Origin of the sequence: Pseudaquabacterium pictum, assembly GCF_005403045.1 — a bacterium.
Classification (GTDB): domain Bacteria; phylum Pseudomonadota; class Gammaproteobacteria; order Burkholderiales; family Burkholderiaceae_C; genus Pseudaquabacterium; species Pseudaquabacterium pictum.
The window spans coordinates 1-25,795 of record NZ_BJCL01000026.1 but is presented as its reverse complement, the minus strand read 5'-3'; the positions used below and the strand labels follow the sequence as shown (position 1 = coordinate 25,795).

Annotated in this window: 16 protein-coding genes; 5 read left to right on the top strand and 11 right to left on the bottom strand. The window is 72.2% G+C overall.

From position 1 onward, the window contains the following. Window positions 1-9 precede the first annotated feature (9 nt). Window positions 10-2,373: a DEAD/DEAH box helicase gene (locus FFT10_RS26225; RefSeq protein ID WP_137735845.1), complete on the top strand. Its 2,364-nt coding sequence runs from the start codon at window positions 10-12 to the stop codon at window positions 2,371-2,373. 48 nt (window positions 2,374-2,421) lie between these two features. On the opposite strand, the gene FFT10_RS26220 is transcribed toward FFT10_RS26225, so the two are convergent. From FFT10_RS26220 to FFT10_RS26185, 8 genes are all read right to left on the bottom strand, one after another. Beyond that, window positions 2,422-3,720, bottom strand: a complete 1,299-nt coding sequence (locus tag FFT10_RS26220; protein ID WP_137735844.1) for a hypothetical protein — start codon at window positions 3,718-3,720, stop codon at window positions 2,422-2,424. 84 nt (window positions 3,721-3,804) lie between these two features. Then, complete coding sequence (locus FFT10_RS26215) at window positions 3,805-4,230, bottom strand: hypothetical protein (protein ID WP_137735843.1); 426 nt, start codon at window positions 4,228-4,230, stop codon at window positions 3,805-3,807. 13 nt (window positions 4,231-4,243) lie between these two features. Then, window positions 4,244-5,545 carry a hypothetical protein gene (locus FFT10_RS26210; protein ID WP_137735842.1) on the bottom strand — a complete coding sequence of 434 codons (1,302 nt, stop codon included), beginning with the start codon at window positions 5,543-5,545 and terminating at the stop codon, window positions 4,244-4,246. A 32-nt stretch (window positions 5,546-5,577) separates the two neighbouring features. Next, window positions 5,578-6,738 (bottom strand): response regulator, encoded by a 1,161-nt coding sequence (locus FFT10_RS28695; protein WP_306446713.1) that lies wholly within the window; start codon window positions 6,736-6,738, stop codon window positions 5,578-5,580. Then, window positions 6,735-10,037, bottom strand: coding sequence for a hybrid sensor histidine kinase/response regulator (locus FFT10_RS26200; protein ID WP_137735841.1), 3,303 nt, complete (start codon window positions 10,035-10,037; stop codon window positions 6,735-6,737). Before FFT10_RS26200 ends, FFT10_RS28695 begins: the two co-directional genes overlap by 4 nt. Before the next feature lie 183 nt (window positions 10,038-10,220). After that, the gene (gene fdhF / locus FFT10_RS26195; protein ID WP_137735840.1) at window positions 10,221-13,046 is read right to left on the bottom strand and encodes a formate dehydrogenase subunit alpha; all 2,826 of its coding nucleotides are present in this window, start codon (window positions 13,044-13,046) and stop codon (window positions 10,221-10,223) included. Window position 13,047: 1 nt separating this feature from the next. Next, window positions 13,048-14,868 carry an NADH-ubiquinone oxidoreductase-F iron-sulfur binding region domain-containing protein gene (locus tag FFT10_RS26190; protein WP_137735839.1) on the bottom strand — a complete coding sequence of 607 codons (1,821 nt, stop codon included), beginning with the start codon at window positions 14,866-14,868 and terminating at the stop codon, window positions 13,048-13,050. An 81-nt stretch (window positions 14,869-14,949) separates the two neighbouring features. Beyond that, window positions 14,950-15,942 (bottom strand): LysR substrate-binding domain-containing protein, encoded by a 993-nt coding sequence (locus tag FFT10_RS26185; RefSeq protein WP_137735838.1) that lies wholly within the window; start codon window positions 15,940-15,942, stop codon window positions 14,950-14,952. Window positions 15,943-15,960: 18 nt separating this feature from the next. Here FFT10_RS26185 and FFT10_RS26180 point away from each other — a divergent pair, with 18 nt between their 5' ends. From FFT10_RS26180 to FFT10_RS26170, 3 genes are all read left to right on the top strand, one after another. Continuing rightward, the gene (locus FFT10_RS26180; RefSeq protein WP_137735837.1) at window positions 15,961-16,563 is read left to right on the top strand and encodes a GNAT family N-acetyltransferase; all 603 of its coding nucleotides are present in this window, start codon (window positions 15,961-15,963) and stop codon (window positions 16,561-16,563) included. A gap of 68 nt (window positions 16,564-16,631) precedes the next feature. Beyond that, complete coding sequence (gene ettA / locus FFT10_RS26175) at window positions 16,632-18,296, top strand: energy-dependent translational throttle protein EttA (RefSeq protein ID WP_137735836.1); 1,665 nt, start codon at window positions 16,632-16,634, stop codon at window positions 18,294-18,296. 53 nt (window positions 18,297-18,349) lie between these two features. Beyond that, window positions 18,350-21,166 (top strand): zinc-dependent metalloprotease, encoded by a 2,817-nt coding sequence (locus tag FFT10_RS26170; RefSeq protein WP_137735835.1) that lies wholly within the window; start codon window positions 18,350-18,352, stop codon window positions 21,164-21,166. A gap of 15 nt (window positions 21,167-21,181) precedes the next feature. On the opposite strand, the gene FFT10_RS27730 is transcribed toward FFT10_RS26170, so the two are convergent. The 3 genes from FFT10_RS27730 to FFT10_RS26160 form a co-directional block, all read right to left on the bottom strand. Beyond that, entirely contained in the window at window positions 21,182-21,319 is a 138-nt protein-coding gene (locus tag FFT10_RS27730; RefSeq protein ID WP_154694104.1) for a hypothetical protein, read from the bottom strand. A 99-nt stretch (window positions 21,320-21,418) separates the two neighbouring features. Next, a complete protein-coding gene (locus FFT10_RS26165) occupies window positions 21,419-22,354 on the bottom strand; it encodes an ROK family protein (RefSeq protein WP_137735834.1) in 936 nt (311 codons plus the stop codon). A gap of 10 nt (window positions 22,355-22,364) precedes the next feature. Further along, on the bottom strand, window positions 22,365-24,188 hold the full coding sequence (locus tag FFT10_RS26160; RefSeq protein ID WP_137735833.1) for an aminopeptidase P family protein: 1,824 nt from the start codon (window positions 24,186-24,188) through the stop codon (window positions 22,365-22,367). Between the two features lie 259 nt (window positions 24,189-24,447). Between FFT10_RS26160 and FFT10_RS26155 the strand changes: the two genes are divergently transcribed. After that, window positions 24,448-25,795 (top strand): DEAD/DEAH box helicase (locus tag FFT10_RS26155; RefSeq protein ID WP_174246153.1); only part of this gene is annotated, 1,348 nt, incomplete at its 3' end.

Below are 25,795 nucleotides of genomic sequence, written 5' to 3'. Positions count from 1 at the left end.
ATCCCGCCGATGTCGTTTGCGCCCACCCAACCCTGCCTGCGGCTGCAGACCCTGGACCGCGGCGACGGCCTGCTGGGTCTGCAGCCCTGCGGGCCGGTGCGGGCGCCGGCGCGCACGCCGCTGTTCGGCGCCCGCGGCCCGCAGGTGAGCGTGGCCTGGCTGGACTGGCTGCCCGCCGGCGCCCGGCCCGCGCCCGCCGCCGAAGCCGCGGCGCAGGCCCGGTTGCGGGAGACCGGCCTGCAGCCGCTGCCGGCCGACGCCCTGCAATGGCGCGGCCCACCCACCTTGCCCACCGAGGCCCCGTTGCTGAGCCTGGTGCGCGAGACCGACTTCGCCGCCTTCTGGTCCGACGCCCTGCCGGCACTGCAGGCCGAGGGCTGGGCCATCGACCAGCGGCCAGGCTTCGCCCATGCGGCGCTGCCGGTCAGCGGCTGGCAGATCCAGCTGGCGCCGCTGGCGCCACCGCGCGGCCTGGGCAGCTGGCTGCTGAGCCTGGGCGTCACGGTGCAGACCCGCGACGGCAGCGAGACCCTGGACCTGGTGCCGCTGCTGGCCCGGCTGGTCAAGCACGACCGCCGCTGGACCGACGCCGACGCACTGGCCGCCATCCACGACGATGCGCTGATCCGCCTGGTGGCCCCGGGCGGCCGGGTGATCGATGCCGAGGCGGCGCCGCTGAAGGCCATCGTGCGCCACATGCTGGACCTGCTGACCCGCCCGCGCCGCCGTGCCGACGAGCCGCTGGTGCTGAGCAGCTGGGAGGCCCAGCGCCTGGCCCTGCTGCGCGCCGGCCTGCGCGATGCGATGGCCAGCCACCCCAGCGCGCGGCGCGACTGGCTGCTGCAGGGCGATGACGGCCTGGCCTGGCTGCAGGCGGTGGGCGCCGGCGAAACGCCACCACCGGTCGCACCACCACCCGGCCTGGGCATCACCCTGCGCCCCTACCAGCTGACCGGCCTGGCCTGGCTGCAGCAGCTGCGCCGGCACGGCCTGGCCGGCATCCTGGCCGACGACATGGGCCTGGGCAAGACCGCCCAGGCCCTGGCCCACCTGCTGCTGGAGCAGCAAGCCGGCCGGCTGGCCGGTGGTGCCGACGGGCGCCCTGCCCTGGTCGTCGCGCCAGCCAGCCTGCTGTTCAACTGGCAGGCCGAGGCCGCCCGCGTGGCGCCGGCGCTGAAGCTGCTGACGCTGGACGGCCCCGACCGGGCGAAGCGCATCGCCCGCATCCCCGCGCATGACGTGGTGCTGACCAGCTACCCGCTGCTGTGGCGCGATGCGATGGCGCTGCAGCGCCAGCCCTGGCACCTGGTGGTGCTGGACGAGGCGCAGATGGTGAAGAACGCCGGCAGCCGCACGGCCACCGCCGCGCGGCGGCTGAACGCCCGCCACCGCCTGTGCCTGACCGGCACGCCGGTGGAGAACCACCTGGGCGAGCTGTGGGCGCAGTTCCACTTCCTGCTGCCCGGCTGGCTGGGCGATGCGCGCAGCTTCCAGCGCGACTGGCGCACGCCGATCGAGAAGAACGGCGAGACGCAGCGCGCCCGCCTGCTGGCCGCGCGGGTGCGGCCGTTCATCCTGCGCCGCCACAAGGCCACCGTGGCCACCGAGCTGCCACCGCTGACCGAGCAGCTGCACCGCCTGCCGCTGGCCGGCGCGCAGCGCCAGTTGTACGAGAGCGTGCGCCTGGCGGCCGACGAGCGGGTGCGCCGGGTGCTGGAATCCCAGCGCTTCGAGGGCGCGCTGGTCAGTGTGCTGGATGCGCTGCTGAAGCTGCGCCAGGTCTGCAACGACCCGCGCCTGCTGGATGCCGGCGCGGCCATCGGCCCGGCCGGCGACGCCGGCACCAGCGCCAAGCTGGCCTGGCTGGCCGCCACCCTGCCCAGCCTGGTGGCCGAGGGCCGGCGGGTGCTGGTGTTCTCGCAGTTCACCCGCATGCTGGCGCTGGTGCAGATGGAGCTGCAGGCCCTGGGCCTGCCGCATGCGCTGCTGACCGGCGACACGCCCACCGCGCAGCGCGGCGCGGTGGTGGCGCAGTTCCAGGCCGGCGGCGTGCCGGTGTTCCTGGTCAGCCTGAAGGCCGGCGGCGTGGGCCTGAACCTGACCGCCGCCGACACCGTGGTGCACATCGACCCCTGGTGGAACCCGGCGGTGGAGCAGCAGGCCAGCGCCCGCGCCCACCGCATCGGCCAGACCCGGCCAGTCACCGTCTACCGCCTGGTGGCCGCCGGCAGCATCGAGGAGCGGCTGCTGGCCCTGCAGCAGCGCAAGGCGGCGCTGGCCGATGTGGTGCTGGGGGCGGAGGGCGGCGCCGACACGGCGCTGCAGCCGGCCGACGTGCAGGCGCTGCTGGCGCCGCTGGACGATGCCCCATAGCGCCGCAGCAGCCTGTCCACCCGCGCCTGGCAGCAGCCACCGTGACGGCTAAGCAGCCGCCAGCGCGGCCAGCCTGGCCTTGTCTTCATCGAAGCCTGGATTGCCGAACCCCGCCGCATCGACCACCGATTCCAGAAAGGCCGATGTCTGGCCCAGGACCCGGGACCGGGCGCCGAAGAGCTTCGCATTGAAGTGTTCGTCAAACCCGAGGCAGTAGTCGGTGTCGGCCAGTCTCTGCGGCAGTGGGGTGCAGGTGCAGGCCTGCACCAGCGGGCGCAGCACTTGCCATGAGGCGTCCCGCACCGCCTCGGGCTCGCCCGGGACCGCCATGACGAAGACCAGCAGGTGGGAAGGACAGGCGCGGAGCGCTTCGCCGACTTCCCAGCTGGTGCCTCTGGTGGGGCGGAACCGGATGACGACCAATTGCGCCCGGACCATCAGGCCTTGAACGAGCGCTTGCCACCCCTGCGCCTGAACGTCCGGCAAGCGGATGCGGTCGGCCCCGAGATTGGGCAGCCCCTCCCTGGGGCCCTCCAGCGCAACCATCGGTCCCTCATGGCGGACGACGGCGCTGAGCTTCTGTTCGATCGTCTCGAGCCGCGTGGTGTTGAGGAAGTGCGAGAACAGGGTGTCCGACTCACGGCCCGTGCCATCGACCACATGCGAGCGCAGGTAGAGGATCGGCTTCCGGTCATCCCGGGCCAGCGTGAACAGGCCGTCCGGCGCAGCAGCCCTGGCAGCGTGCACCGCCTGGTTGCTCCAATGACGCCGCAGCAGGGGAAAGCCCAACAGGGCGCCGAAACCAATGGTCAGACCGATGGTGTCTGAGGACACGGCCGGGACCAGTGACTTGACCAGCAGGAACAGGCCCAACGGCAGCGTCAGGGCCAGCGTCATCCACAGCGCAGACCGCGATGCTGGCGCTGGCGCGGCACGCAGGTCCGGCCTGGTGTGCAAGGCCACGGACATGACAAGCCGCAACATCGATTCCAGATCGGTGTCGTGGACAAAGGCCAGCCGGACGGCGATCTCGTCCTGCGGCATGCCCTTCGACAGCGCCAGGTGTGTGGTGAACGCCAGGTGCTGCAGTCCCATCCTGTCGGCCAGGGACAAGGCCGGCGCGTCCATCAGCATCGGCGGGAACGTCCAGTGCGTCAGCAGGTGGCTCAGGCCAGCGGCTTCCAGGTTCTGTGCGCGTTCCTGCGCCACCACGGGCCAGCCGGCTTTGGTGGCATGGAGCTCGAGCAGGGTCTCGACATCGACGTCGGCGAGCACCAGGCACGCGTCCAGCGGCCTGCGGCCAGCACGCCAATGGTGGACGACATCGCGCAGTTTGGCTGGATCCATCACGACGCCTGTCCCCATCGACCGAAGTGGGTGCATCGTATGCGCACGCACCGCTGCGGCCACCACCGGGCCGCAGCCCGGGGGTCAGAGCCGGCAGATCACGTTCAGCCCGGTCTGACCGGCCGCGCTGGCCGCGTCGATGTAGCCCACCGCGCCGGGGGTGCGGGTCACCACCTCCAGCATCTGGGCCACGCTGGTCAGCTCGCGCGGCGGCGCGCCCTTGCCGACGTGGCGGCGCACCGTCCAGTAGGCGCGGTAGCGTTCCTCGTCGAACTGCAGGCACACCGCCAGGAAGCGGTTGCGCAGGACATGGCCGGGCGCCAGGTTGTAGACGGTGACCGGCTGGTTGTCGGCCTCGATGGCGCGGCCGGTGTAGAGCCGCGCCACCGTGGCGGCATCCACCCGCGGCACGCCGGCATGGCCGATGACCAGCAGCGGGGATTCGGACTGGGCGCGGGCCCAGGGTGCGGCGCCCAGGGCGCCGGCGAGCAGGAAATGACGTCGGTTCATGTCCGTCTCCTGCTCAGTAGGCCACGCTGTAGCTGAGCCGCCAGGTGCCGAAGCGCTGGTTCTCTGGCGATGGCTGGCCGGCCGGCGTGTCGATCAGCCGGGTGGTCTCGCCGATGCGGGTGCTGGCATGCTCGACCTTCAGGCTGCCGCCCCAGGGCGTGTGCCAGGCCATGCCCAGCGTCCAGCTGGTCTGGTTGGCCACGTAGATCGATTCGGCCGCGATGCGCTGCGCGGCATTGAGCTGCGCGGCGCCGGGAATCATCGGCGGCAGCTGCGTGTTGATCAGCTGCCGGTAGCGCTCCATCTGCGTGCTGCTGGTGCGCAGCCGCCCGGCGCTGACATAGGGCGTGAACGCCCCCATCTCGCGGAACACCGTGACATAGCCACCCAGCGTGTTCGAGCCCAGCCGGGTGCGGAATTGCTGGTTGCGCGCCAGTTCAGCCGCCACCCGCCAGCCATCGCCCAGCTGCTGCTCGACGCCCAGCGTGGTGATCACGTTGCGGATGCGCGCCACCGTCTCCATCGGCGGCCCGGGCACCAGGTCACTGACCTTGTAGTAGCCCAGGCCGGGGCCGACCGGCACGAAGGGATAGTCCACCGGCGTGCGCTCGCCACCCAGCCGGGCGGTGCGTGCCGCATGCAGGCCCAGGCGCAGCGTGGTGCGGGGATTGCGCAGCGTGGTCAACAGGCCGAAGGTGGTGACGTTCACCGACACATAGCTCTCGCCGGCGGCCACCTGCGGCGGCGCACCGTCGCGCAGCCAGAAGCGCGCGGTGGTGCCGATGCGGCCGCCGTAGGCTTCCACCGCCAGCTCGCCATCGGGCAGCAGGCTCGTCGACCGGGTGTGGCCGATCGAGACGCCGTTGTACTCGTTGGACGGGATGATCGAGTACATCTCCACCGGCAGGCGGGCCATGTCCTGGGCCACGCCCACGTCCAGGCTCTCGGAGTACATGTACAGCGGCAGGCGCATGCGGCCAGCGCGCACCAGCCAGGCATCGTCGGGCCGCCAGGCCAGGAAGGCCCAGGCCGGCCGCAGCTGCCACTGGTCGTCCGACTTCTCCGACGGCGCAGCCTTCAGCTGCACCGTGGCCGACCAGCGCGGGTTGATGCGCCAGTCTGCCTGCAGCGCGGCCACGCTGTCGGCGTTGAAGGTGCCGTTGCCGTCGATCCAGCGCAGGTAGCGCCCGGGCGCGTCATCGGTCTGGGCATAGCCCAGCGTGGCGAAGCCGGACCAGGCGATGTCCTGCGCCTGCGTGGCATGGGGCGCGGCCAGCGCGGCCAGCAGCATGAGCGGCGCCAGGATCGCGCGCATGCCGGCACGCCGGCGGGGTGGGAGGGCATGTGTCATCGGAGGTCAGCAGCCACAAGGCTGTCGGGAAGGGGTTGGTCGCTCCACTGCCGCGCGATGCGCTGCAGCGTGTCCTGGTTGGCCAGCAGGGCCTGCACCACCGCTGGGTCGAAGTGGCCGCCGCTGCCGGCCACGATGTGGGCGACGGCGGCGTCATGGTCCATCGGATCCTTGTAGGGACGGCGGCTGATCAGCGCGTCGTAGACATCGGCCACCGCCATCAGCCGGGCCGACAGCGGGATGTCCACGCCGCGCAGGCCGTCGGGGTAGCCGGCACCGTCCCAGCGCTCATGGTGGTGGCGTGCGATCTCCATGCCGTAGCGCAGGAAGCGGTTGCCCTGGTGGCCCATGCGCTCGGCGGCGCGGCGCAGCATCTCCCAGCCCTGCATGGCGTGGGTCTTCATCACCGTCATCTCGTCGGGCGTCAGCCGGCCGGGCTTGAGCAGGATGCCGTCGGGGATCGCCACCTTGCCGATGTCGTGCAGCGGCGCCGACTTGGCGATGTCCTCGATGCCCTCGTCGTCCAGCCCCAGGGTGTTGCCGGGCTGGGCGGCCAGCCAGTGCGCCAGGGTGCGCACGTACTCCTGCGTGCGGCGCACATGGAAGCCGGTGTCCTCGTCGCGGAACTCGGCGAACGAGATCATCACGTGCAGCGTGGCATCGCGCAGCTGCTCCACCTCGGCCAGCCGGCCCTGCAGCTCCTCCTGCAGCCAGGCATTGCGCCGGTGCAGGGTGTCGCGCCACTGCTTGGCCTCGAGCTGGGTGGCCACCCGCGACAGCACCGTGGCCGGGTTGAACGGCTTGTGGATGAAGTCGGCCCCGCCGCATTCGAAGCCGCGGGTCTCGTCCTCGGGCTGGCTCAGCGCGGTGAGGAACAGCACCGGGATGTCGCGGGTGGCGGGGTCGGCCTTCAGGCGGCGGCAGACCTCGTAGCCATCCAGCTCCGGCATCATCACATCCAGCACGATCAGGTCGGGCGCCTGGCGGCGCACCAGCTCCAGCGCCTTGGCCCCCGACGGCGCCAGCCGCACCCGCCAGCGCGGGCTCAGCAGGCTCGACAGCAGGCTCAGGTTGGCCGGCGTGTCGTCCACCACCAGGATCGACGCCTGGGGGTCGGCCTGGGCCAGCATCGCGGGAAGGGGATGGGCTTGGTTCATGTCGGCGTGGCGTCAAGGTCGGTTTGGAGGCCCGGGCGCTGGCCCTGTTGCGCCTGCTGGCACAGCACCAGCGCGGCGTCGAAGTCGAAACGGCTGATCGCCCGCGACAGCCCGCGCAGGGCCACCGGATCGAGCAGGCTGGCCAGTGCCTGCTCGTGGGCCTGCCACCAGTCGATGGCGCGGCTGTCGCTGTCGGTCAGCAGGCTGGCCAGGGCTGACAGGTCGGGCACCGACGCGGCATCGGCCGGCGCGGGCGTGGCCACCGGGCCAGCGGCCGGGGCGGCCGGTGCATCGGCGATCTGCATGCGCACCGCGTCCAGCGCGGTGAGCAGGCGGGCCAGTTGGTCCTCGGTCGCCTGCAACTGCAGACCGGCGGCGGCGGTGTCCTGCGCCACGGCGGCCTGCTCCAGCGCCAAGGCCGCGCTGCGCAGTGCATCGGCCGCCAGCGTGCCGGCCAGGCCTTGCAGCGTGTGGGCGGCCTGGCGCAGGCTGGTCCAGTCGGGGGCGGCCAGCCAGGCATGCCAGTCGACCAGGCCGTCGGCATAGTCCTGCGCCATGCCGCGCAGCAGGCGCCGGGCCAACGCCGGGTTCTGGTCGCAATGGGCCAGCAGCCGCGTGCGGTCCAGGCCGGGCACCGCGGGCAGATCGGCCTCCGCCGCGGCGGCCGTCAGGACGGCAGGCTGCGGCGCCGGCGCCACCGCTGGTGCGGCCGGCGGCATGCTGCCGGCACCGGCGCGGCGCCAGCGCGCCAGCGTGCCGAACAGCTGCGCCGGCACCAGCGGCTTGGTGATGTAGTCCTGCATGCCCAGGGCCAGGCAGCGCTCGCGCTCGCCGGCCATGGCGTGCGCGGTCATCGCCAGGATGGGCAGGCCGTCGAAGCGGGCATCGCCGCGCAGGCGGCGCACCGCGTCGTAGCCATCGAGCACCGGCATCTGCAGGTCCATCAGCACCAGCTCGCAGGCATCGGGGCCGTTGGCCTGCAGCCATTCCACCGCCTCCAGGCCGTGGTGGGCAACCTGCACCTGCACGCCCTGCAGGCCCAGCAGGCCCTGCGCCACCTCGCGGTTCAGCGCGTTGTCCTCCACCAGCAGCACCCGCAGGCCCTGCAACGGCATGGCCAGGGGTCCCGCGGGTGACGGCGCCGCAGCAGCAGCCTGGGCATCGCGCGCCGGCGCAGTGGCATCGGCCGGCCCGGATGGCCCGCCCAGCAGGCGGCGCAGGTCCTGCGGCATCACCGGCTTGTCGATGACGGCGGCGCCGCAGGCGGCGGCGGCGGCCGACAGCTCGACCGAGCCATGCGCCGTGATCACCACCACCCGCAGCCGCGGCCAGCGGGCACGCAGCTGGGCCAGCAGGCGGCCGCCGTCGATGTCGGGCAGCACCCAGTCCAGCAGCACCAGGTCGACCGGCTGGCCTTCGTCCTGCGCGGCCTGCAGCTGCGCCAGTGCGGCGCGGCCGTTCTCGGCCGACAGCAGGCCGCCGGCCACGCCGACGCCCAGGCGCTGCAGCATGGCCAGCAGGTTGGCCAGGGTGTCGGGGCGGTCTTCCACCACCAGAACCCGCAGCGCGGCGGCGGCAGGCTCCAGGCCAGGGCTGGTGCCCGGCTCCACCTGCAGCGGCACCCGCACGGTGAAGCACGAGCCGGCACCGGGCACGCTGTCCACCGTCACCGTGCCGTCCATCAGCGTCACCAGCCGCTGGCTGATGGCCAAGCCCAGGCCGGTGCCGCCATAGCGGCGGGTGATCGAGGCATCGGCCTGGCTGAATTCGCGGAACAGCTGGTTGCACTGCTCGGCCGTCATGCCGATGCCGGTGTCGCGCACCCGCATCACCAGCACCAGGCCCGGCGCGGCGGCGCCAGCCACCGGCTCGGTGGCCAGGCTCAGCGTGACCTGGCCGGCCTCGGTGAACTTCACCGCGTTGCCCAGCAGGTTGGTCAGCACCTGCTGCAGGCGCAGCGGGTCGCCGCGCAGCACGGCGCGGTGGCCCAGCAGGGTGGCGTCCTCCACGTCGCACAGCAGTTCCAGGCCCTTGTCCTGGGCGCGCTCGCGCACCAGGGCCAGCGCGCGGGCGGCCAGTTCCTCGACGCGGAACGGGCTCAGCTCCAGCGTCATGCCGCCGGCCTCGATCTTGGAGAAGTCGAGGATGTCGTTGATCAGGTGCAGCAGGTGCTCGCTGGCCGCCATGGCCTTGTCGAGGTAGGCCCGCGGCTGCGGGTGCAGCGGCGACTGCAGCGCCAGCTGGGTCATGCCCATGATGGCGTTCATGGGCGTGCGGATCTCGTGGCTCATGTTGGCCAGGAAGGCCGTCTTGGTGCGCGCTGCGGCTTCGGCCTGGTCACGCGCCAGGGCCAGGGCGCGCTGGGCGCCGTCGCGGGCCTGCAGTTCGCTCTCGATGGCAGCGGCCATGCGGTCCAGCGTGGTGGCTAGCGTGGCCAGCTCGTCGACCTGGCTGCGCTGGCGCGCCGCATCGCTGCGGTGGCTGTAGACGCCCGAGGCGAAATGCTGGGCGGTGTCCACCAATGCGCCGATCGGCCGCAGCACGCTGCGCCGCATGCCGATCATCGCCACGGCGGCCAGCGCCAGCATGGCCACGTTGGCCAGCAGGGCCACCATCACCGCCAGCGTCAGCCGGTCACGGGCCAGCAGCAGCTCGGCGTCGGTGCGGCGCTGCACCTCGACCGACAGCCGGCCCACCGCACGGATCAGCTCGGCCCGCAGGGCCTCGTAGCGGGGCGAATGCACCCGCTCCACCGCATAGGCCAGGTCGGGCTGGCCCTCGTCGACGAACTGGCCGGTGGCACGGTCGTACAGGCCCTGGGTGGCAGCGAAGGCGATCTTCTCCTCCACCTGCAGCGCGGCCGAGGCATCCAGCACCGCCTGGGCTGCACGCAACTCGGTGGCGGTGAAGTCCAGCGCCCGCAGGCGCTCGATCATGCTGCGCGGCGCCAGGTTGGGCGGCGGCTTGATGGCGGCGCCACCGCCGATGCGTTGGCGCCAGTAGTCGGCCATGCCGGTGGCCACCGGCGAGGGCAGCTCACCCTGCCAGGTGCCCAGGATCTCGTAGTAGAGGTCGAGGTAGCGGGTGCGGGCGGTGGTGGTGTAGCTCTGCACCAGCGAGGCCAGCAGCTCGGTGCCCTGCACCAGGTCGTCGACCTCGGCATGGGCCGCCTCGCCGCGGTTGACGGCGCGCTCGATCTGGTCCTGCGCCTGGCGCACACCCAGCAGCAGGGCCAAGTTCAGCAGCAGCACCAGGCTGACCATGCCGAAGAACAGCCGCGAGACCTGCTTGAGCTTCACGGCAGGTACCCCGCCTCCGCCTGGACAGGCGGATGGGTCGCGACGGCGCAGCGCGTGGGTCGGTCGGAGTTGGGGTACATCTTGGCACGTGCCAGACACAAGCTGGACACATGGCGGGATTGTTTCGGCCCGCCCGCGGCCCGGTGGCCGGTGGAGGCGGGACTGCACCCGCCAATTCGGCGCTTAAACGGACGCGGCGGCAGCCGACTGCGCGCCAGGCGCGGCCGGCGCCAGCCGCACCGCGCAGAACTTGAAGCCGGGGATCTTGGCCGCCGGGTCCAGCGCCGGATGGGTCAGCCGGTTGGCCGCCGCCTCGGCATAGGCGAAGGGGATGAACACCGTGCCGGGCGGTGTGCCGTCGTCGCGGCGGGCCTGCAGCTGGATCCGGCCGCGCCGGCTTTCCACCGTCAACAGCTCGCCCGGCTGCAGGCCCAGCGCGGCCAGGTCGCTGCCGTGCAGGCTGGCGGTGGGCACCGGCTCCAGCGCGTCCAGCACCTCGGCACGGCGGGTCATGCTGCCGGTGTGCCAGTGCTCCAGCTGGCGGCCGGTGATCAGCGCAAACGGGTAGTCGGCGTCGGGCGGCTCGGCGCCGGCCGTCACCGCTGCCGGCACCAGCTTCACCCGGCCGTCGGCGGTGGGAAAGCGCTCGGTGAAGACGATGGGCTGGCCAGGGTCGGCCTCGCTCAGGCAGGGGTAGGTGATGCTGCCGGCGGCGTCCAGCCGCGCCCAGGGCACACCGGCGATCACGCCGTGCAGGGCCTGCCGCATCTCCTCGTACACGGCGGCCACACCGCTGTCGGGGCCGGGGTAGTGCCAGGCCAGGCCCAGGCGCTGGGCCAGCTGCTGCAGGATCCACAGGTCCTGCTTCGCCTCGCCGGGCGCGTCGAGCGCGCGCCGGCCCATCTGCAGCATGCGGTCGGTGTTGGTCACCGTGCCGGCCTTCTCGGGCCAGCCGCTGGCGGGCAGCACCACATCGGCCAGCCAGGCGGTCTCTGTCATGAACAGATCCTGCACCACCAGGTGCTGCAGGCTGGCCAGCCCGGCGCGGGCGTGGTTGAGATCGGGGTCGCTCATCGCCGGGTTCTCGCCCATCACCAGCATGCCGCGCACCTTGGCGGGGTCGTTGTCCGGCGCGGCGGCCTTGTGCAGCGTCTCCACCACCGTCAGCCCCGGCTGGGCGCTCAACGGCTGGCCCCAGAAGTCCTCGAACCAGGCATGCACCTGCGGGTTGTCCACCCGCTGGTAGTTGGGGAACATCATCGGGATCAGCCCGGCATCGCTGGCGCCCTGCACATTGTTCTGGCCACGCAGCGGATGCAGGCCGGAGCCCGGCTTGCCGATCTGGCCGGTGATGGCCGACAGCGCGATCAGGCAGCGGGCGTTGTCGGTGCCGTGCACATGCTGGCTGACGCCCATGCCCCACAGGATCATCGACGCCTTGCTGGTGGCAAAGGCCCGCGCCACCTCGCGGAGGGTGGCGGCCGGCACGCCGCAGACCGCGGCCATCGCTTCCGGCGAACACGCGGCCACGCCTTCCTTCAGCGCGGCGAAGTTGCTGGCGCGGTCGCGCAGAAAGGCCGGGTCGGTCAGGCCCTCGTCGATCACCGTGTGGATCAGCGCATTGAGCAGCGCCACGTCGGTGTCCGGCTGGAACTGCAGCGTGCGCCAGGCATGGCGCGACAGCTCGGTGCGGCGCGGGTCGGCCAGCACGATCTTGGTGCCGCGGGCGGCGGCGTTCTTCATCCAGGTGGCCGCCACCGGGTGGTTGGCCGTGGGGTTGCTGCCGATCACCAGGATCAGCCCGGCATGCTGCACATCGTTGACCGGGTTGCTGACGGCGCCCGAGCCCACGCCTTCGAGCAGGGCCGTCACGCTGCTGGCATGGCACAGCCGGGTGCAGTGGTCGACGTTGTTGCTGCCGAAGCCGGTGCGCACCAGCTTCTGGAACAGGTAGGCCTCCTCGTTGCTGCCCTTGGCCGAGCCGAAGCCGGCCAGTGTCTGCGGGCCGTGGGCATCCCGCAGGGCCTTCAGGCCACCGGCGGCGAGGTCCAGCGCCTCGTCCCAGCTGGCCTCGCGGAACACCGCCTGCCAGTCGCCCGGGCGGGCGTCGATGCTGCCGTCCTTGGGCACGCCGGGCTTGCGGATCAGCGGCTTGGTCAGCCGCTGGCGGTGGTGCACATAGTCGAAGCCGAAGCGGCCCTTGACGCACAGCCGGCCGGCATTGGCCGGGCCATCGCGGCCCTGCACCGCGACGATGGTGTTGTCCTTGACCTGGTACTGGATCAGGCAGCCGACGCCACAGTAGGGGCAGACCGAATCCACCGTCTTGTCCACCCGCTGGTCGCCGACCAGCGACTTGGCGCTGAGCGCGCCGGTGGGGCAGGCCTGCACACATTCACCGCAGCCCACGCAGCTGCTGTCGCCCATCGCATCACCCAGGTCGAAGGCGATCTGCGTGCCGGCGCCGCGGTGCAGCAGGCCGATCACGTCATTCATCTGCGTCTCGCGGCAGGCGCGCACGCAGCGGGTGCACTGGATGCAGGCGTCGAGGTTGACCAGCATCGCCGGGTGCGAGGCATCGGGCGCCGGTTGCTGGCGCTGCAATGCGGTGAGCGCCGGGCGCGGCGTGACGCCGAGCGTGTCGGCCCAGGCGCTCAGCTCGCCGTGCGGGCGGGCGGCGTCGCCATCCACCCACTTGCTGCCGGTGGTGGGCAGGTCGGCCAGCAGCAGCTCGACCACCATCTTCTGGCTCTTGAGCGCCCGCGCGCTGCGGGCCTGCACCTGCATGCCGGGCGTGGGCACACGGCAGCAGCTGGGCGCCAGCGTGCGCTCGCCGGCGATCTCGACCACGCAGGCGCGGCAGTTGCCGTCGGGGCGCAGGCCGTCGCTGTGGCACAGCCGCGGGATCTGCACGCCCTGGCGCTGGGCGGCCTGCAGGATGGTCTCGCCGGGGCGGGCGTTGACGGTGGCGCCGTCGAGCTGGAAGTCGAACAGGTCAGGACCGGTCATCTCACACCGCCTCGGGGAAGTACTGCTGCACGCAGCGGATGGCGTTCGGCGCCGCCTGCCCCAGGCCGCAGATGCTGGCGTCGGCCATCACCATGGCCAGATCGTCCAGCGTGGCATGGTCCCAGCGCGGCGCGGCCATCAGTGCGGCGGCCTTGGCCGTGCCCACGCGGCAGGGGGTGCACTGGCCGCAGCTCTCGTCGGCGAAGAACTGCATGGTGTTGACCGCCGCGGCGCGCACGCTGTCGTGCTGGCTCAGCACCACCACCGCCGCCGAGCCGATGAAGCAGCCATGCGGCTGCAGCGTGTCGAAGTCCAGCGGCACATCGGCCAGCCGCGCCGGCAGGATGCCGCCCGAAGCACCGCCCGGCAGATAGGCCTGCAGCCGATGCCCGTCGGCCATGCCGCCGCAGAACTCGTCGACCAGCTCGCGCAGCGTGATGCCGGCCGGCGCCAGCTTCACCCCCGGCTGCCGCACCCGGCCGCTGACGCTGAAGCTGCGCAGGCCCCGCCGCCCATGCCTACCGAAGCCGCTGAACCAGGCCGGGCCGCGCTGCACGATGTCGCGCACCCAGTACAGCGTCTCGAAGTTGTGCGCCAGCGTCGGCCGGTCGAACAGGCCGCGCTCGGCGATGTACGGCGGGCGCAGCCGCGGCTCGCCGCGCTTGCCTTCGATGCTCTCCAGCATGGCCGACTCCTCGCCGCAGATGTAGGCACCGGCGCCGCGGCGCAGGGTGATCACCGGCAGCGGGCATGGCGGGTCGGCCTGCAGCTCGGCCAGGGTCTGCTGCAGGATGGCGCGGGCGCCGTGGTACTCGTCGCGCAGGTAGATCCACACCGCGTCGATGCCCACCACCCTGGCAGCCACCAACAGGCCTTCCAGGAAGCGGTGCGGATCGCGTTCCAGGTAGGTGCGGTCCTTGAAGGTGCCGGGCTCGCCCTCGTCGAGGTTGACCGCCAGCAGCCGTGGCGCCGGCTGGCTGCGCACGATGGACCACTTGCGGCCGGCCGGAAAGCCCGCGCCGCCCAGGCCACGCAGGCCGGCATCGGTCATCGCGGCCAGCACCGCATCGGCCGCCACGGCGCCGGTCGCCAGATCGGCGGCCAGCTGGTAGCCGCCGGCCTGGCGGTAGGCGGCCAGGCGCACCCAGGGCGGCGCCACATCCGTCTCGCCATGGGTGATGGCGCAAGGCGCCTGGGCGGCGGGGTCGAAAGCCGCAGCGGCGGGGGCCGCCGGATGGCGCGCCGCCGCCGGATCGGCCAGCGCCTGCTGCACCTGGGCCTGCACCGCGGCCGCATCGGCCAGCAGCACCGGCGCCTGGCCCACCACTGCCACCGGCGCCTGCTCGCAGCGGCCCACGCAGGGCGCGGGCAGCAGCTGCACGCCCTCGCCCAGCAGGCCTTGCAGCCGCTGCAGCAGGCCGTCGCCGCCAGCCGAGTTCTGGGCGATCTGGCAGCTCAGGCCGCTGCACACCCGCACCGTCAGCCGCGGCGCGGTCTGGTCGTCGGGCAGGATCTGGAAGTGGTGGTAGAAGCTGGCGACTTCGTTGACATGTGCCATCGGCAGGCGCATCAGCGCGGCCAGGGCCACCAGATGGCGCTGGAACAAGGCGCCGAACTGGTCGTTCATCACATGCAGGTGCTCGATCAGCCGGTCACGCGGCGGGGCGTCGGTGCTGTCCAGGCCGGGCAACAGGGCCAGCACCTGGGCACGTGCGGCGTCGTCGGGCTGGCGGCCCTTGAGCTGGCCACGGCGCAGGCGCAGGCTGGCGCGCAGGGCGTCGGGTGAGACGGCGGCCACGGTGGGCGCTTCGGGCAGGGGCATGGCGTGCGGGTCGGTGGAGGCCGGCCGCATCATCGGCGCGGTGGGGCGCCGCCGTCCAATGGCTTTCCCGAACCGGGCGATTCAGGCGCTGAATGGACCGGCAGCCGGATCGGCGCCTTCCAGTGCGCCGCTGTGGGCGGCCACCAGCGCGCGCCAGTCGTCACGCTCGGCCACCGCCAGCGCGGCCTGCAGCGCCAGCGTCGGCCGGCCGCCGGCCGACGTGAGGAAGCCGATCGGCGTGCGCAGCACCGGCGAGGCCAGCGGCCGCGCCACCAGGCCCGGCCGGCTGCGTGCCACGCTGACCAGGGCGCCGGGCAGCACCGCGGCCAGACCGCCAGCCGCACCCGGCTGCACCGCCATCAGCAGCGCCAGCACCGAATTGGTCTCCAGCGCCGGCCGCGGCGCCACGCCGGCACTGGCGAAGGCCTCGTCGGCGAGGGCGCGGAAATGCATGTCGGGCGTCAGCAGTGCCAGGCGCAGCGCCGCGGCCTCGCGCCAGGACACGGGCGGGCCGAAACGGAACGGCGCCTCGGCCGCGCCGTCGCCCGGGCCGGCAGCGGTCAGCAGGTGGCAGCGTTCTTCATACTGCGGCCACACCGCCAGCTGGCGCTGGCGCACCTCGGGCCGGTCGGTGTAGCCCAGGCCCAGGTCGATGGCCAGCGCATCCAGGCCGGCCTCGATCTCCGGTGAACTGAGCGAGCGCAGCACCGGCTGCAGGCCCGGATGCAGCGCCTGCAGCAGCGCGCAGAAGCGCGCGGCCACCGGCTCGGCGCTGGGCACCACGCCCAGCGTCAGCCGGCCGGCGGGCGCGCCAGCGCGGCTGGCCAGGGCCTGACGCAGGCCCTCGGCCTCGTGCAGCAGGCGGTGGGCATGGGCCAGGGCCAGCTCGCCCTCGGGCGTCAGCCCCTCGTACTGCCGGCCGCGCCGCACGATGGTGGCGCCCAGGCTGTCCTCCAGCGCGCGGATGGCGTTGGACAATGCCGGCTGGGTGATGTGGCAGGCCTGCGCCGCCCGGCCGAAGTGGCGGTGCTCGGCCAGGGCGGCCAGGTAGCGCAGGGATTCGAGCAGGTTCATGGTGGAGACTTGCAGTCTATGTTCGACTTCAGCCAACTTGTCCTGGACACGGCACGGCTGCGGCTGCGCCCGCTGCAGCCGGCCGACGCGCCCGCGGTGTACGCCCTGCATGCCGACCCCGAAGGCATGCGCTACTGGGCCACACCGCCCTGGACCGACCCGGCCGAGGCCGACGCGCTGCTCACCCGCGACCGGGCCGGCCTGGCCGCCGGCGACTACATCCGCCTGGGGCTGGAACGGCGCACTCATGGCCAAGCCGGCCAAGATGGCCGGCTCATCGGCCTGTGCAGCCTGTTCGCCTTCCACCTGCCCAGCCGGCGCTGCGAAGTCGGCTACATGCTGGCGCGCGACTGCTGGGGCGGCGGCCTGATGCACGAGGCGCTGACCGCCCTGATGGACTACGCCTTCGGTGTGCTGGACATGAACCGGGTGGAGGCCGACATCGACACCCGCAACGCGGCCAGCGAGCGCGCGCTGCGCCGCCTGGGCTTCCAGCTGGAAGGCACGCTGCGCCAGCGCTGGATCGTCGCCGGCGAGGTGTCGGACACCGGCCTGTACGGCCTGCTGCGCCAGGACTGGCTGGCCCGCGCGGCGTCAACCACCGCCCCACAGCCCCGATAATCCACGGTTTGCCGGCGCCCGGCCCCGGGCGCGCCGCCCCCGAACACCCCCCACCCGAGCATCCGCACATGGCCCAGTACGTCTTCACGATGAACCGCGTCTCCAAGACGGTTCCCCCCAAGCGGCAGATCCTCAAGGACATCTCGCTGTCGTTCTTCCCCGGCGCCAAGATCGGCATGCTGGGCATCAACGGCTCGGGCAAGTCGACGCTGCTGAAGATCATGGCCGGCGTGGACAAGGAGTACGAGGGCGAGGCCACGCCGATGCCCGGCATCAAGATCGGCTACCTGCCGCAGGAGCCGCTGGTCAACCCCGACCAGACGGTGCGCGAGGCGGTGGAAGAAGGCATCGGCGGCGTGCTGGCGGCCAAGAAGCGGCTGGACGAGGTGTATGCCGAGTACGCCGACGAGAACGCCGACTTCGACAAGCTGGCCGCCGAGCAGGCCGAGCTGGAAGCCATCATCGCCGCCGCCGGCAGCGAGAACACCGACCTGCAGCTAGAACTGGCCGCCGACGCCCTGCGCCTGCCGCCCTGGGACGCCAAGATCGGCCTGCTGTCCGGCGGCGAGAAGCGCCGCGTCGCCCTGTGCCGCCTGCTGCTGAGCAAGCCCGACATGCTGCTGCTCGACGAGCCCACCAACCACCTGGACGCCGAATCGGTGGAATGGCTGGAGCAGTTCCTGCTGCGCTTCTCCGGCACCGTGGTGGCCATCACCCACGACCGCTACTTCCTGGACAACGCCGCCGAGTGGATCCTGGAACTCGACCGCGGCCACGGCATCCCCTGGAAGGGCAACTACTCCGACTGGCTGGACCAGAAGGAGCGCCGCCTGGAGGCCGAGCAGAAGAGCGAGGACGCCCGCGCCAAGGCGATGAAGGAAGAGCTGAAGTGGGTGCGCAGCAATGCCAAGGGCCGCCAGGCCAAGAGCAAGGCGCGCCTGGCCCGCTTCGAGGAGCTGAGCGACGTCGAATACCAGAAGCGCAACGAGACCAACGAGATCTTCATCCCGGTGGCCGAGCGCCTGGGCAACGAGGTGGTCGAGTTCGTCAACGTCAGCAAGAGCTTCGGCGACCGGCTGCTGATGGACAACCTGAGCTTCAAGGTGCCGGCGGGTGCCATCGTCGGCATCATCGGCCCCAACGGCGCCGGCAAGTCGACGCTGTTCCGCATGCTGCAGGGCGTGGAGAAGCCGGATTCGGGTGAGGTGCTGATCGGCAAGACCGCGCAGATGGCCTTCGTCGACCAGAGCCGCCAGAGCCTGGCCGCCGAGAAGACGGTGTGGCAGGACGTGTCGGGCGGGCTGGACAACATCGTGGTGGGCAAGTTCGTGATGCCCAGCCGCGCGTATCTCGGCCGCTTCAACTTCAAGGGCAACGACCAGCAGAAGCTGGTGGGCAGCCTGTCGGGCGGTGAACGTGGCCGCCTGCACCTGGCCAAGACCCTGGCCCAGGGCGGCAACGTGCTGATGCTCGACGAGCCGTCGAACGACCTCGACGTGGAAACCCTGCGCGCGCTGGAAGAGGCGCTGCTGGAGTTCGCCGGCTCGGCCATGGTGATCAGCCACGACCGCTGGTTCCTCGACCGCATCTGCACCCACATCCTGGCCTGCGAAGGCGACAGCCAGTGGTTCTTCTACGACGGCAACTACCAGGAGTACGAAGCCGACAAGAAGAAGCGCCTGGGCGAGGAAGGCGCCAAACCGAAGCGCCTGCGCTTCAAAGCCCTGAAGTAACGGCGGCCGGCGCCTGTGCCAGACTGTGCAGGTTCACAGTCCGTTCCTGCGCCATGCCCCAACACTCCTTCCCGACGCCCGTCTGGCGAGCCACCGCGTTGGCGGCATTGTTCTGTCTGGGAGGCTGCGCGCAGCTGACCACCCAGAGCACCGGCGCACCGCCAGCGGCACCCCCGGCAACGCCACCTGCCCCCACGGCACAGGCGGCACCCGCTGCGGCCACCCCGCCGGCTGCCCGGCCTGCCGCCGGCACCACCGCACCTGCCCCGGGCGCGGCACCCGCTGCTGCCGCACCGGCGCCGGGCCAGCCTCCGCCGTTTGCCACCGTCATCAAGGATGCCAAGCCGACCCACGGGCTGTTCAGCGTCTGGCAGAAGGACGAGCGGGTCTGGATCGAGCTGAAGCCCGAGGACTTCGACAAGCCCTTCTTCCTGTCGCCCAAGCTGCGCACCGGCATCGGCGAGAACCGGCTGTACGGCGGCCTGATGGTCGGTGCGCCGACGCTGGTGCAGTTCCGCCGCCAGCACAACGTGGTGCAGCTGGTGGCCATCAACCAGCAGCAGGTGGCCCAGGCCGGCACGCCGACCGCGCGCGCGGTGGCCGCATCGATCTCGCCCAGCCTGCTGACCGCCGGCCCGGTGGCCAGCCAGCCGCACCCCGACCGCAAGGCGGTGCTGGTGGAGCTGAGCGCCATGCTGATGAACGATGTGCTGGGCATCGGCGGCCACCTGCAGCGCACCTACCGGCAGAACTACAGCTTCGAAGGCCGCAACTCGGCGGTGGTGGGCGTGCGCGGCCAGCCCGGCCTGCTGGTGGTGGAGACCAACAACCACTTCTACACGCCCAACATCGCGGTGCCGCAGCCGGGCTCGCCGCCAGGCGCGCCGGTGCCCAGCCTGCCCGGCGGCCTGCCCGACGCGCGCAGCCTGTTCATCGGCCTGCACTTCTCGATGATGCAGCTGCCCGACGCGCCGATGGCCCGCCGCCCGGCCGACCCACGGGTGGGCTACTTCCAGTCGGCCCGTGACGACTACACCGACGACCTGGCGCGCAGCCCGCGGCAACGGGTGGTCAACCGCTGGCGACTGGAGAAGAAGGACCCGGCAGCCGCGCTGTCCGAGCCGGTCAAGCCCATCACCTACTGGCTGGACCGCAACATCCCCGAGAAGTACCGCGCCGCCATCACCGCCGGCGTGCTGGAGTGGAACAAGGCCTTCGAACGCATCGGCTTCAAGGATGCGGTCGTCGTCAAGCAGCAGCCCGACGATGCCGACTGGGACACGCTCGACGCCGGCGTGGCCTCGCTGCGCTGGATGACCAACCGCGAGCCGCAGTTCGGCGCCATCGGCCCCAGCCATGTGGACCCGCGCTCGGGCGAGATCCTGGACGCCGACATCGGCATCGAGAGCCTCAGCTCGCGCAACCTGCGCAATGTGCGCGCCCGGCTGCTGGGAGGCACCGGCACGGCCGCCGCCGCGCAGGACTGGGCCGAACTGCTGCAGGTGGCCGGCCCGCCGGCGCCAGAGCTGGCCGCCGGCGCGCTGGCCCATGACCCGCTGCTGTGCCGCCATGCCGACCATGCGGCCGAGCAGCTGGGCTATGCGCTGGACGTGCTGGCCGCCCGTGGCGAGCTCGATCCCGACAGCCCCGAGGCCCAGCAGTTCGTGCTCGACTACATGAAGGACGTGACGATGCACGAGGTGGGCCACACCCTGGGCCTGCGCCACAACTTCCGCGCCTCGCACGGCATCCGCGCCAGCCAGGTGGCCGACCCCGAGTTCACCCGCCGCGAGGCCTTCACCAACAGCGTGATGGAGTACGCCCCGGTCAACCTGCCGCGCCCGGGCGAGCCGGCGGCCGCACCCTTCCAGGCCACGCTGGGCGCCTACGACTACTGGGCCATCGAGTACGGCTACAAGCCGATCGCGCCCGAGGAGCAGGCCGCCGAACTGGCCCGCATCGCCGGCCGCAGCGGCGAGCCGACGCTGGGCTACGGCACCGACGAGGACAACTTCCTCGGCATCGACCCCGATGCGCTGCAGTTCGACCTGGGCGATGACGTGCTGGCCTTCGCGGCGCGCCGCTTCGACATCGCCCGCGATTTGTTCCGGCGCCAGGAGACCCGGCCGCTGAAGCCCGACGAGGACTACGGCATCCTGCGCCGCACCCTGGGCTACGCGGTGCGCGATGCCGGCCGTGCCGCCGGCGTGCTGCTGCGCCAGGTGGGCGGCGTGCGCACGCTGCGCGACTTTCCCAACACCGGGCGCGACCCGCTGCAGCCGCTGCCGGCGGCCGACCAGCGTGCCGCACTGCAGATGCTGTCGCAGCGGGTGCTGGCGGCCGATGCCTTCGTCGTCAGCCCGGCGCTGCAGCGCAAGCTGGCGCCCAACTTCCTGGAGCGCGGTGAATCGCTGGCCGAGCCCACCGAATACCCGCTGGGGCAGACGGTGCTGGATCTGCAGCGTGCCATCCTCAACCGCCTGATGGGCGACGCACTGGCCACCCGGGTGCTGGACACCGAGGGCAAGGTCAGCCCGCCGGCGCAGCCGCTGCGGCTGTCGGAGCTGTACGACCAGCTCGAGGCCGATGTCTGGAGCGAGCTGGCCGGCAGCGCCGACATCCCGCAGCCGCGGCGCGAGCTGCAGCGCGAGCATGTCAGCCGCATGGCCACGCTGGTGCTGCGGCCGGGCCTGATGACCCGCAGCGATGCCCGCGCCATGGTGCGCAGCCGCGGTGCTGCCCTGGCCCAGCGGCTGGAACGTGCGGCGGGCCGCAAGGGCCTCAGCGCCGAGGCCCGCGCCCATCTGGGCGACAGCGCCGAGACGCTGCGCAGCGCGCTGGCCGCCAGCCAGCAGCGGGCCGGCGTTTGAGCAGACTGCGTTGGGTCAGGGCCCGGGCGCAGCAGCCCGAGCGTGCTGCAGCCACTGCCCCAGGCTGTCGGCCAGGTCGGTGCGGCTGAAGCTGCAGCTCTCCTCGCTGAACAGCGCGCTGGCCTCCAGCGGCGCCAGCAGCTTCTCCAGCACCGCGGCATAACGCGGCCGCGCGCCAGGTGGCCACCAGCTGGTCGGCCGGCAGCGTGCCGCTGCGGAAGGCGGCGATGCTCGCCGCCAGGCTGTCGTGGTTCATGCGGTGGCCTCCAGATCCCGCCCCAGCCAGGCGGCGCCGCGCACGCCCGAGGCATCACCATGTGCCGCCGGCAGCAGCCGGGTGCGCACCGGCTCACGCTGGCCGCCGGCAAACACCCACCGGTCCCACAGGGCCGGCACGGCGGTGTAGGTGGCGGCCATGCGCGACAGGCCGCCGCCCAGCACGATCACATCGGGGTCCAGCAGGTTGATCACCCCGGCCAGCGCGCGGGCCAGCCGGTGCTGCCAGCGCGCCAGGCTGTCGGCGCAGGCGGCATCGCCGGCGGCGGCCTGCTGGGCGATCTGCAGCGCCGTCAGCGTGCCGCCATGGCGGCGCTGGTGGTCGGCGGCGATGGCCGGGCCGCTGCACAGTGTCTCGACACAGCCGGCCTGGCCGCAGTAGCAGGCCGGCCGCGGCTCGTCGGCCGCGGCCCAGGGCAGCGGGTTGTGGCCCCACTCGCCGGCCAGCCGGTTCGGGCCGGTCAGCACCCGGCCGCCCACCGCGATGCCGGCGCCGCAGCCGGTGCCCAAGATGGCGGCGAAGACCACCGGCACACCGCGGCCGGCGCCGTCGGTGGCCTCGCTCAGCGCCAGGCAGTTGGCATCGTTGGCCAGCGCCACCGGCTGGCCCAGGCGCTGCTGCAGATCCTGCTGCAGCGGCCGGCCGTTCAGGCAGGTGGTGTTGGCGTTCTTCACCAGGCCGGCGGCCGTCAGGCTGCCGGGGGCGCCCACGCCCACCGTGGGCCGGCCGCCGCTGGCGCTGCGGCCCGCCTCCACCAGCTGGCAGATGGCGTCCAGGATCGCGTCGTAGCCCTGGGCACCGGGCGTGGCGATGCGCTGGCGCCAGCGTTCATGGCCGGCGGCGTCCAGCGCCACCGCCTCGGTCTTGGTGCCACCCAGGTCGATGCCGATGGCCCAGCGGCCCGCCGTCACGGTGGTGAACTCACAGGGCTTCGGTGCGCTGCAGCAGCCAGGCCAGGGCGGCGGCGTCGGCCGGGTCCTGCAGCCGCGGCGCCAGGCGCGCGCGCACCGTGGCGTGGTACTGGTTCAGCCAGGCGATCTCGTCGGGGCGCAGCAGGCTGGCATCGAGGCAGCGGGCGTCGATCGGGCACAGCGTCAGCGTCTCGAACTCGAGCATCTCGCCGAAGGCACCGTTCTCGGCGGTGCTGGCCGGCACGTTGAGCAGCAGGTTCTCGATGCGCACGCCCCACTGGCCGGGCCGGTAGACGCCGGGCTCGTCGCTGGTGATCATGCCGGGCTCCATCGCCATGTGCGGCTCGGGCTGGGCCTTGCTGATGGTCTGCGGGCCTTCGTGCACGTTCAGGAAGTAGCCCACGCCATGGCCGGTGCCGTGGCCGAAGTCGATGCCGTCGGCCCACAGCGGCGCGCGCGCCAGGGTGTCGAGGAAGGGGCTCAGCGTGCCGCGCGGAAAGCGCGCCCGCGCCAGGTTCATCATGCCCTGCAGCACGCGGGTGCAATCACGCCGGTGGGCGTTGGTGAGGGTGCCGACCGGCCAGACGCGGGTGATGTCGGTGGTGCCGCCCAGGTACTGGCCGCCGCTGTCGATCAGCAGCAGGCCGTCGCCGTCGAGCCAGCTGTAGCTCTCGGGCGTGGCGCGGTAGTGCGGCAGCGCGCCGTTGGCATTGAAGCCGGCGATGGTGGAGAAGCTCAGGCCCACGAAACCGGGCATCTTCGCCCGCTCGGCGCTGAGCTGTTCGTCGATGGTCAGCTCGCTGATGCGCTCGCCCCGGGCCAGTGCCACCTCGAACCAGGCGTAGAAGCGGCACATGGCCACGCCGTCTTCCACCATGGCCTGGCGCACGAACTGCGCCTCGGCCTCGGACTTGCGGCTCTTGAACAGCGTGCTGGGGTTGATGGCCTCGACCACCGCCACGCCCGCCGGCACCTGCTGGCGGAAGCCCAGCGTGATGCGGCGCGGGTCGACCAGCAGGGTGCTGCCCGACGGCAGCGCCGCCAGCGCCGGCGCAGCCTGGGCATAGTCGGCCAGCGTCAGCCCATCGGCGGCCAACTCGGCAGCCAGCGCCGCGGGCACCTTGCCGGCGCCGACGAACAGCGTCGCCCGGGTGGCGTCGATCAGCAGGTGGGCCAGGAAGACCGGGTTGTACTCGACGTCGGCGCCGCGCAGGTTGGTGAGCCAGGCCACGTCGTCGACGGTCGACACGAAGTGGTGGGTGGCGCCCTGGCGGGCCATGGCCTCGCGCACCCGCGCCAGGCGGCTGGTGCGCGGCTCGGGCGCCTGCGGTGCCGCGTGGGCATAAACGGTGGCCACCGGCAGCGCCGGGCGGTCGGGCCAGGCATCGGCCAGCACGTCGATGTCGGTCTTCAGCGTGATGCCGCCGGCATCGAGCGCGGCGCGCAGCTGCTGCGCGGCGGCCAGGCCCAGCACGTCGCCGTCCACCCGCACCACGCCGCCACGCGGCGTGTGCTCGGCCAGCCACTGGATGTGGTGGGTGGCCGCGCCGGTGGGGATCTTCACCAGGTCGATGCCGCTGCCCAGCAGCTGGTCCTCGGCCTGCTGCCAGTAGCGGCTGTCGGCAAACAGCGCGGCCTCGGTCGGCGTGACGACCAGCGTGCCCATCGAGCCGGTGAAGCCCGACAGCCATTCCCGCCCCTGCCAGCGGCCGGGCAGGTATTCGGACAGGTGCGGATCGGCGCTGGGCACCAGCAGGGCCTGGGCGCCATGGGCCGCCAGGGCCTGGCGCACGCGCTCGATGCGTTCACGAACCGGATTGACGCGGGTGTCCATGGCAGGCTTTCGTCGAGAGGGAGACCGATTCTAGGTTTGGGCCATGCCCCGAACAGCCAGGGCTTGAATGGCCACATCACCAGGCCCTGGCGGGCGGGGCGCCTACAATGGACCTCGTCAGGGCGCCACCAGTCACGCCCTTGCAGTCGATTCCGACCTTCGCACCGACCCGTCTTCCTCCCCGACTGGGGCCCTTGGCAACAAGCGGCTGCAGGCAGACCGCGACACGCCCCACCCACAACCGGGGCGCTCACACCCGATGAAATTCACCGATCTCGGCCTCGCCGAGCCGCTGTTGCGCGCCATTGCCGATCAAGGCTATGACACCCCCACGCCGATCCAGGCCCAGGCCATCCCGGCCGTGCTGCAAGGCGGCGACCTGCTCGCCGGCGCGCAGACCGGCACCGGCAAGACCGCCGGCTTCACCCTGCCGATGCTGCAGCGCCTGTCCAGCGAACCCGCCAAGAAGGACGCCAAGGGCCGCATCGTCATCCGCGCGCTGATCCTCACGCCCACCCGCGAGCTGGCGGCGCAGGTGGAAGAAAGCGTGCGCACCTACGGCAAGTACCTCAAGCTCACCAGCATGGTGATGTTCGGCGGCGTGGGCATGCAGCCGCAGATCAACGCGCTGCGCCGCGGCGTCGACATCCTGGTGGCCACGCCCGGCCGCCTGCTCGACCACCACCAGCAGGGCACGCTGGACCTGAGCCATGTGCAGATCTTTGTGCTCGACGAAGCCGACCGCATGCTCGACATGGGCTTCATCCACGACATCAAGAAGGTGCTGGCCATCGTGCCGGCCAAGAAGCAGAGCCTGCTGTTCTCGGCCACCTTCAGCGACGAGATCAAGACCCTGGCCGACCGCCTGCTGAACAGCCCCGCGCTGATCGAGGTGGCGCGCCGCAACCAGACGGCCGAGACCATTGCCCAGAAGGTGCACCCGGTGGGCCGCGAGAAGAAGAAGGCCCTGCTGAGCCACCTGATCAAGAGCGGCAACTGGCACCAGGTGCTGGTGTTCACCCGCATGAAGCACGGCGCCAACCGGCTGGCCGAGTTCCTCAATGACGAGGGCATCAGCGCCATGGCCATCCACGGCAACAAGAGCCAGGGTGCACGCACCAAGGCGCTGGCCGACTTCAAGGCCAATGAGCTGCAGGTGCTGGTGGCCACCGACATCGCCGCCCGCGGCATCGACATCGACCAGCTGCCGCACGTCGTCAACTTCGAACTGCCCAACGTGCCCGAGGACTATGTGCACCGCATCGGCCGCACCGGCCGCGCCGGCGCGCAGGGCGAAGCCATCAGCCTGGTGTGCGTGGACGAGGACATCTTCCTGCGCGACATCGAGAAGCTGATCAAGCGCAGCATCCCCAGCGAGGTGATCGCCGGCTTCGAGCCGCCGGCCGGCGAGAAGGCCGAGCCCATCGTGCTGGGCCGCATGACCATCGGCGTGGGCGGCACCCGCCGCAATGCGGGCGGCGGTTTCGGCGGTGGCCGGCCGGGTGGCGGTGGTGGTGGTGGCGGCCGCTCCGGCGGCGGTGGCGGTGGCCAGGGCCGGCGCGATGGCGGCCAGGGTGGCGGCCGTCCGGCGGCAGCCGGTGGCGGCG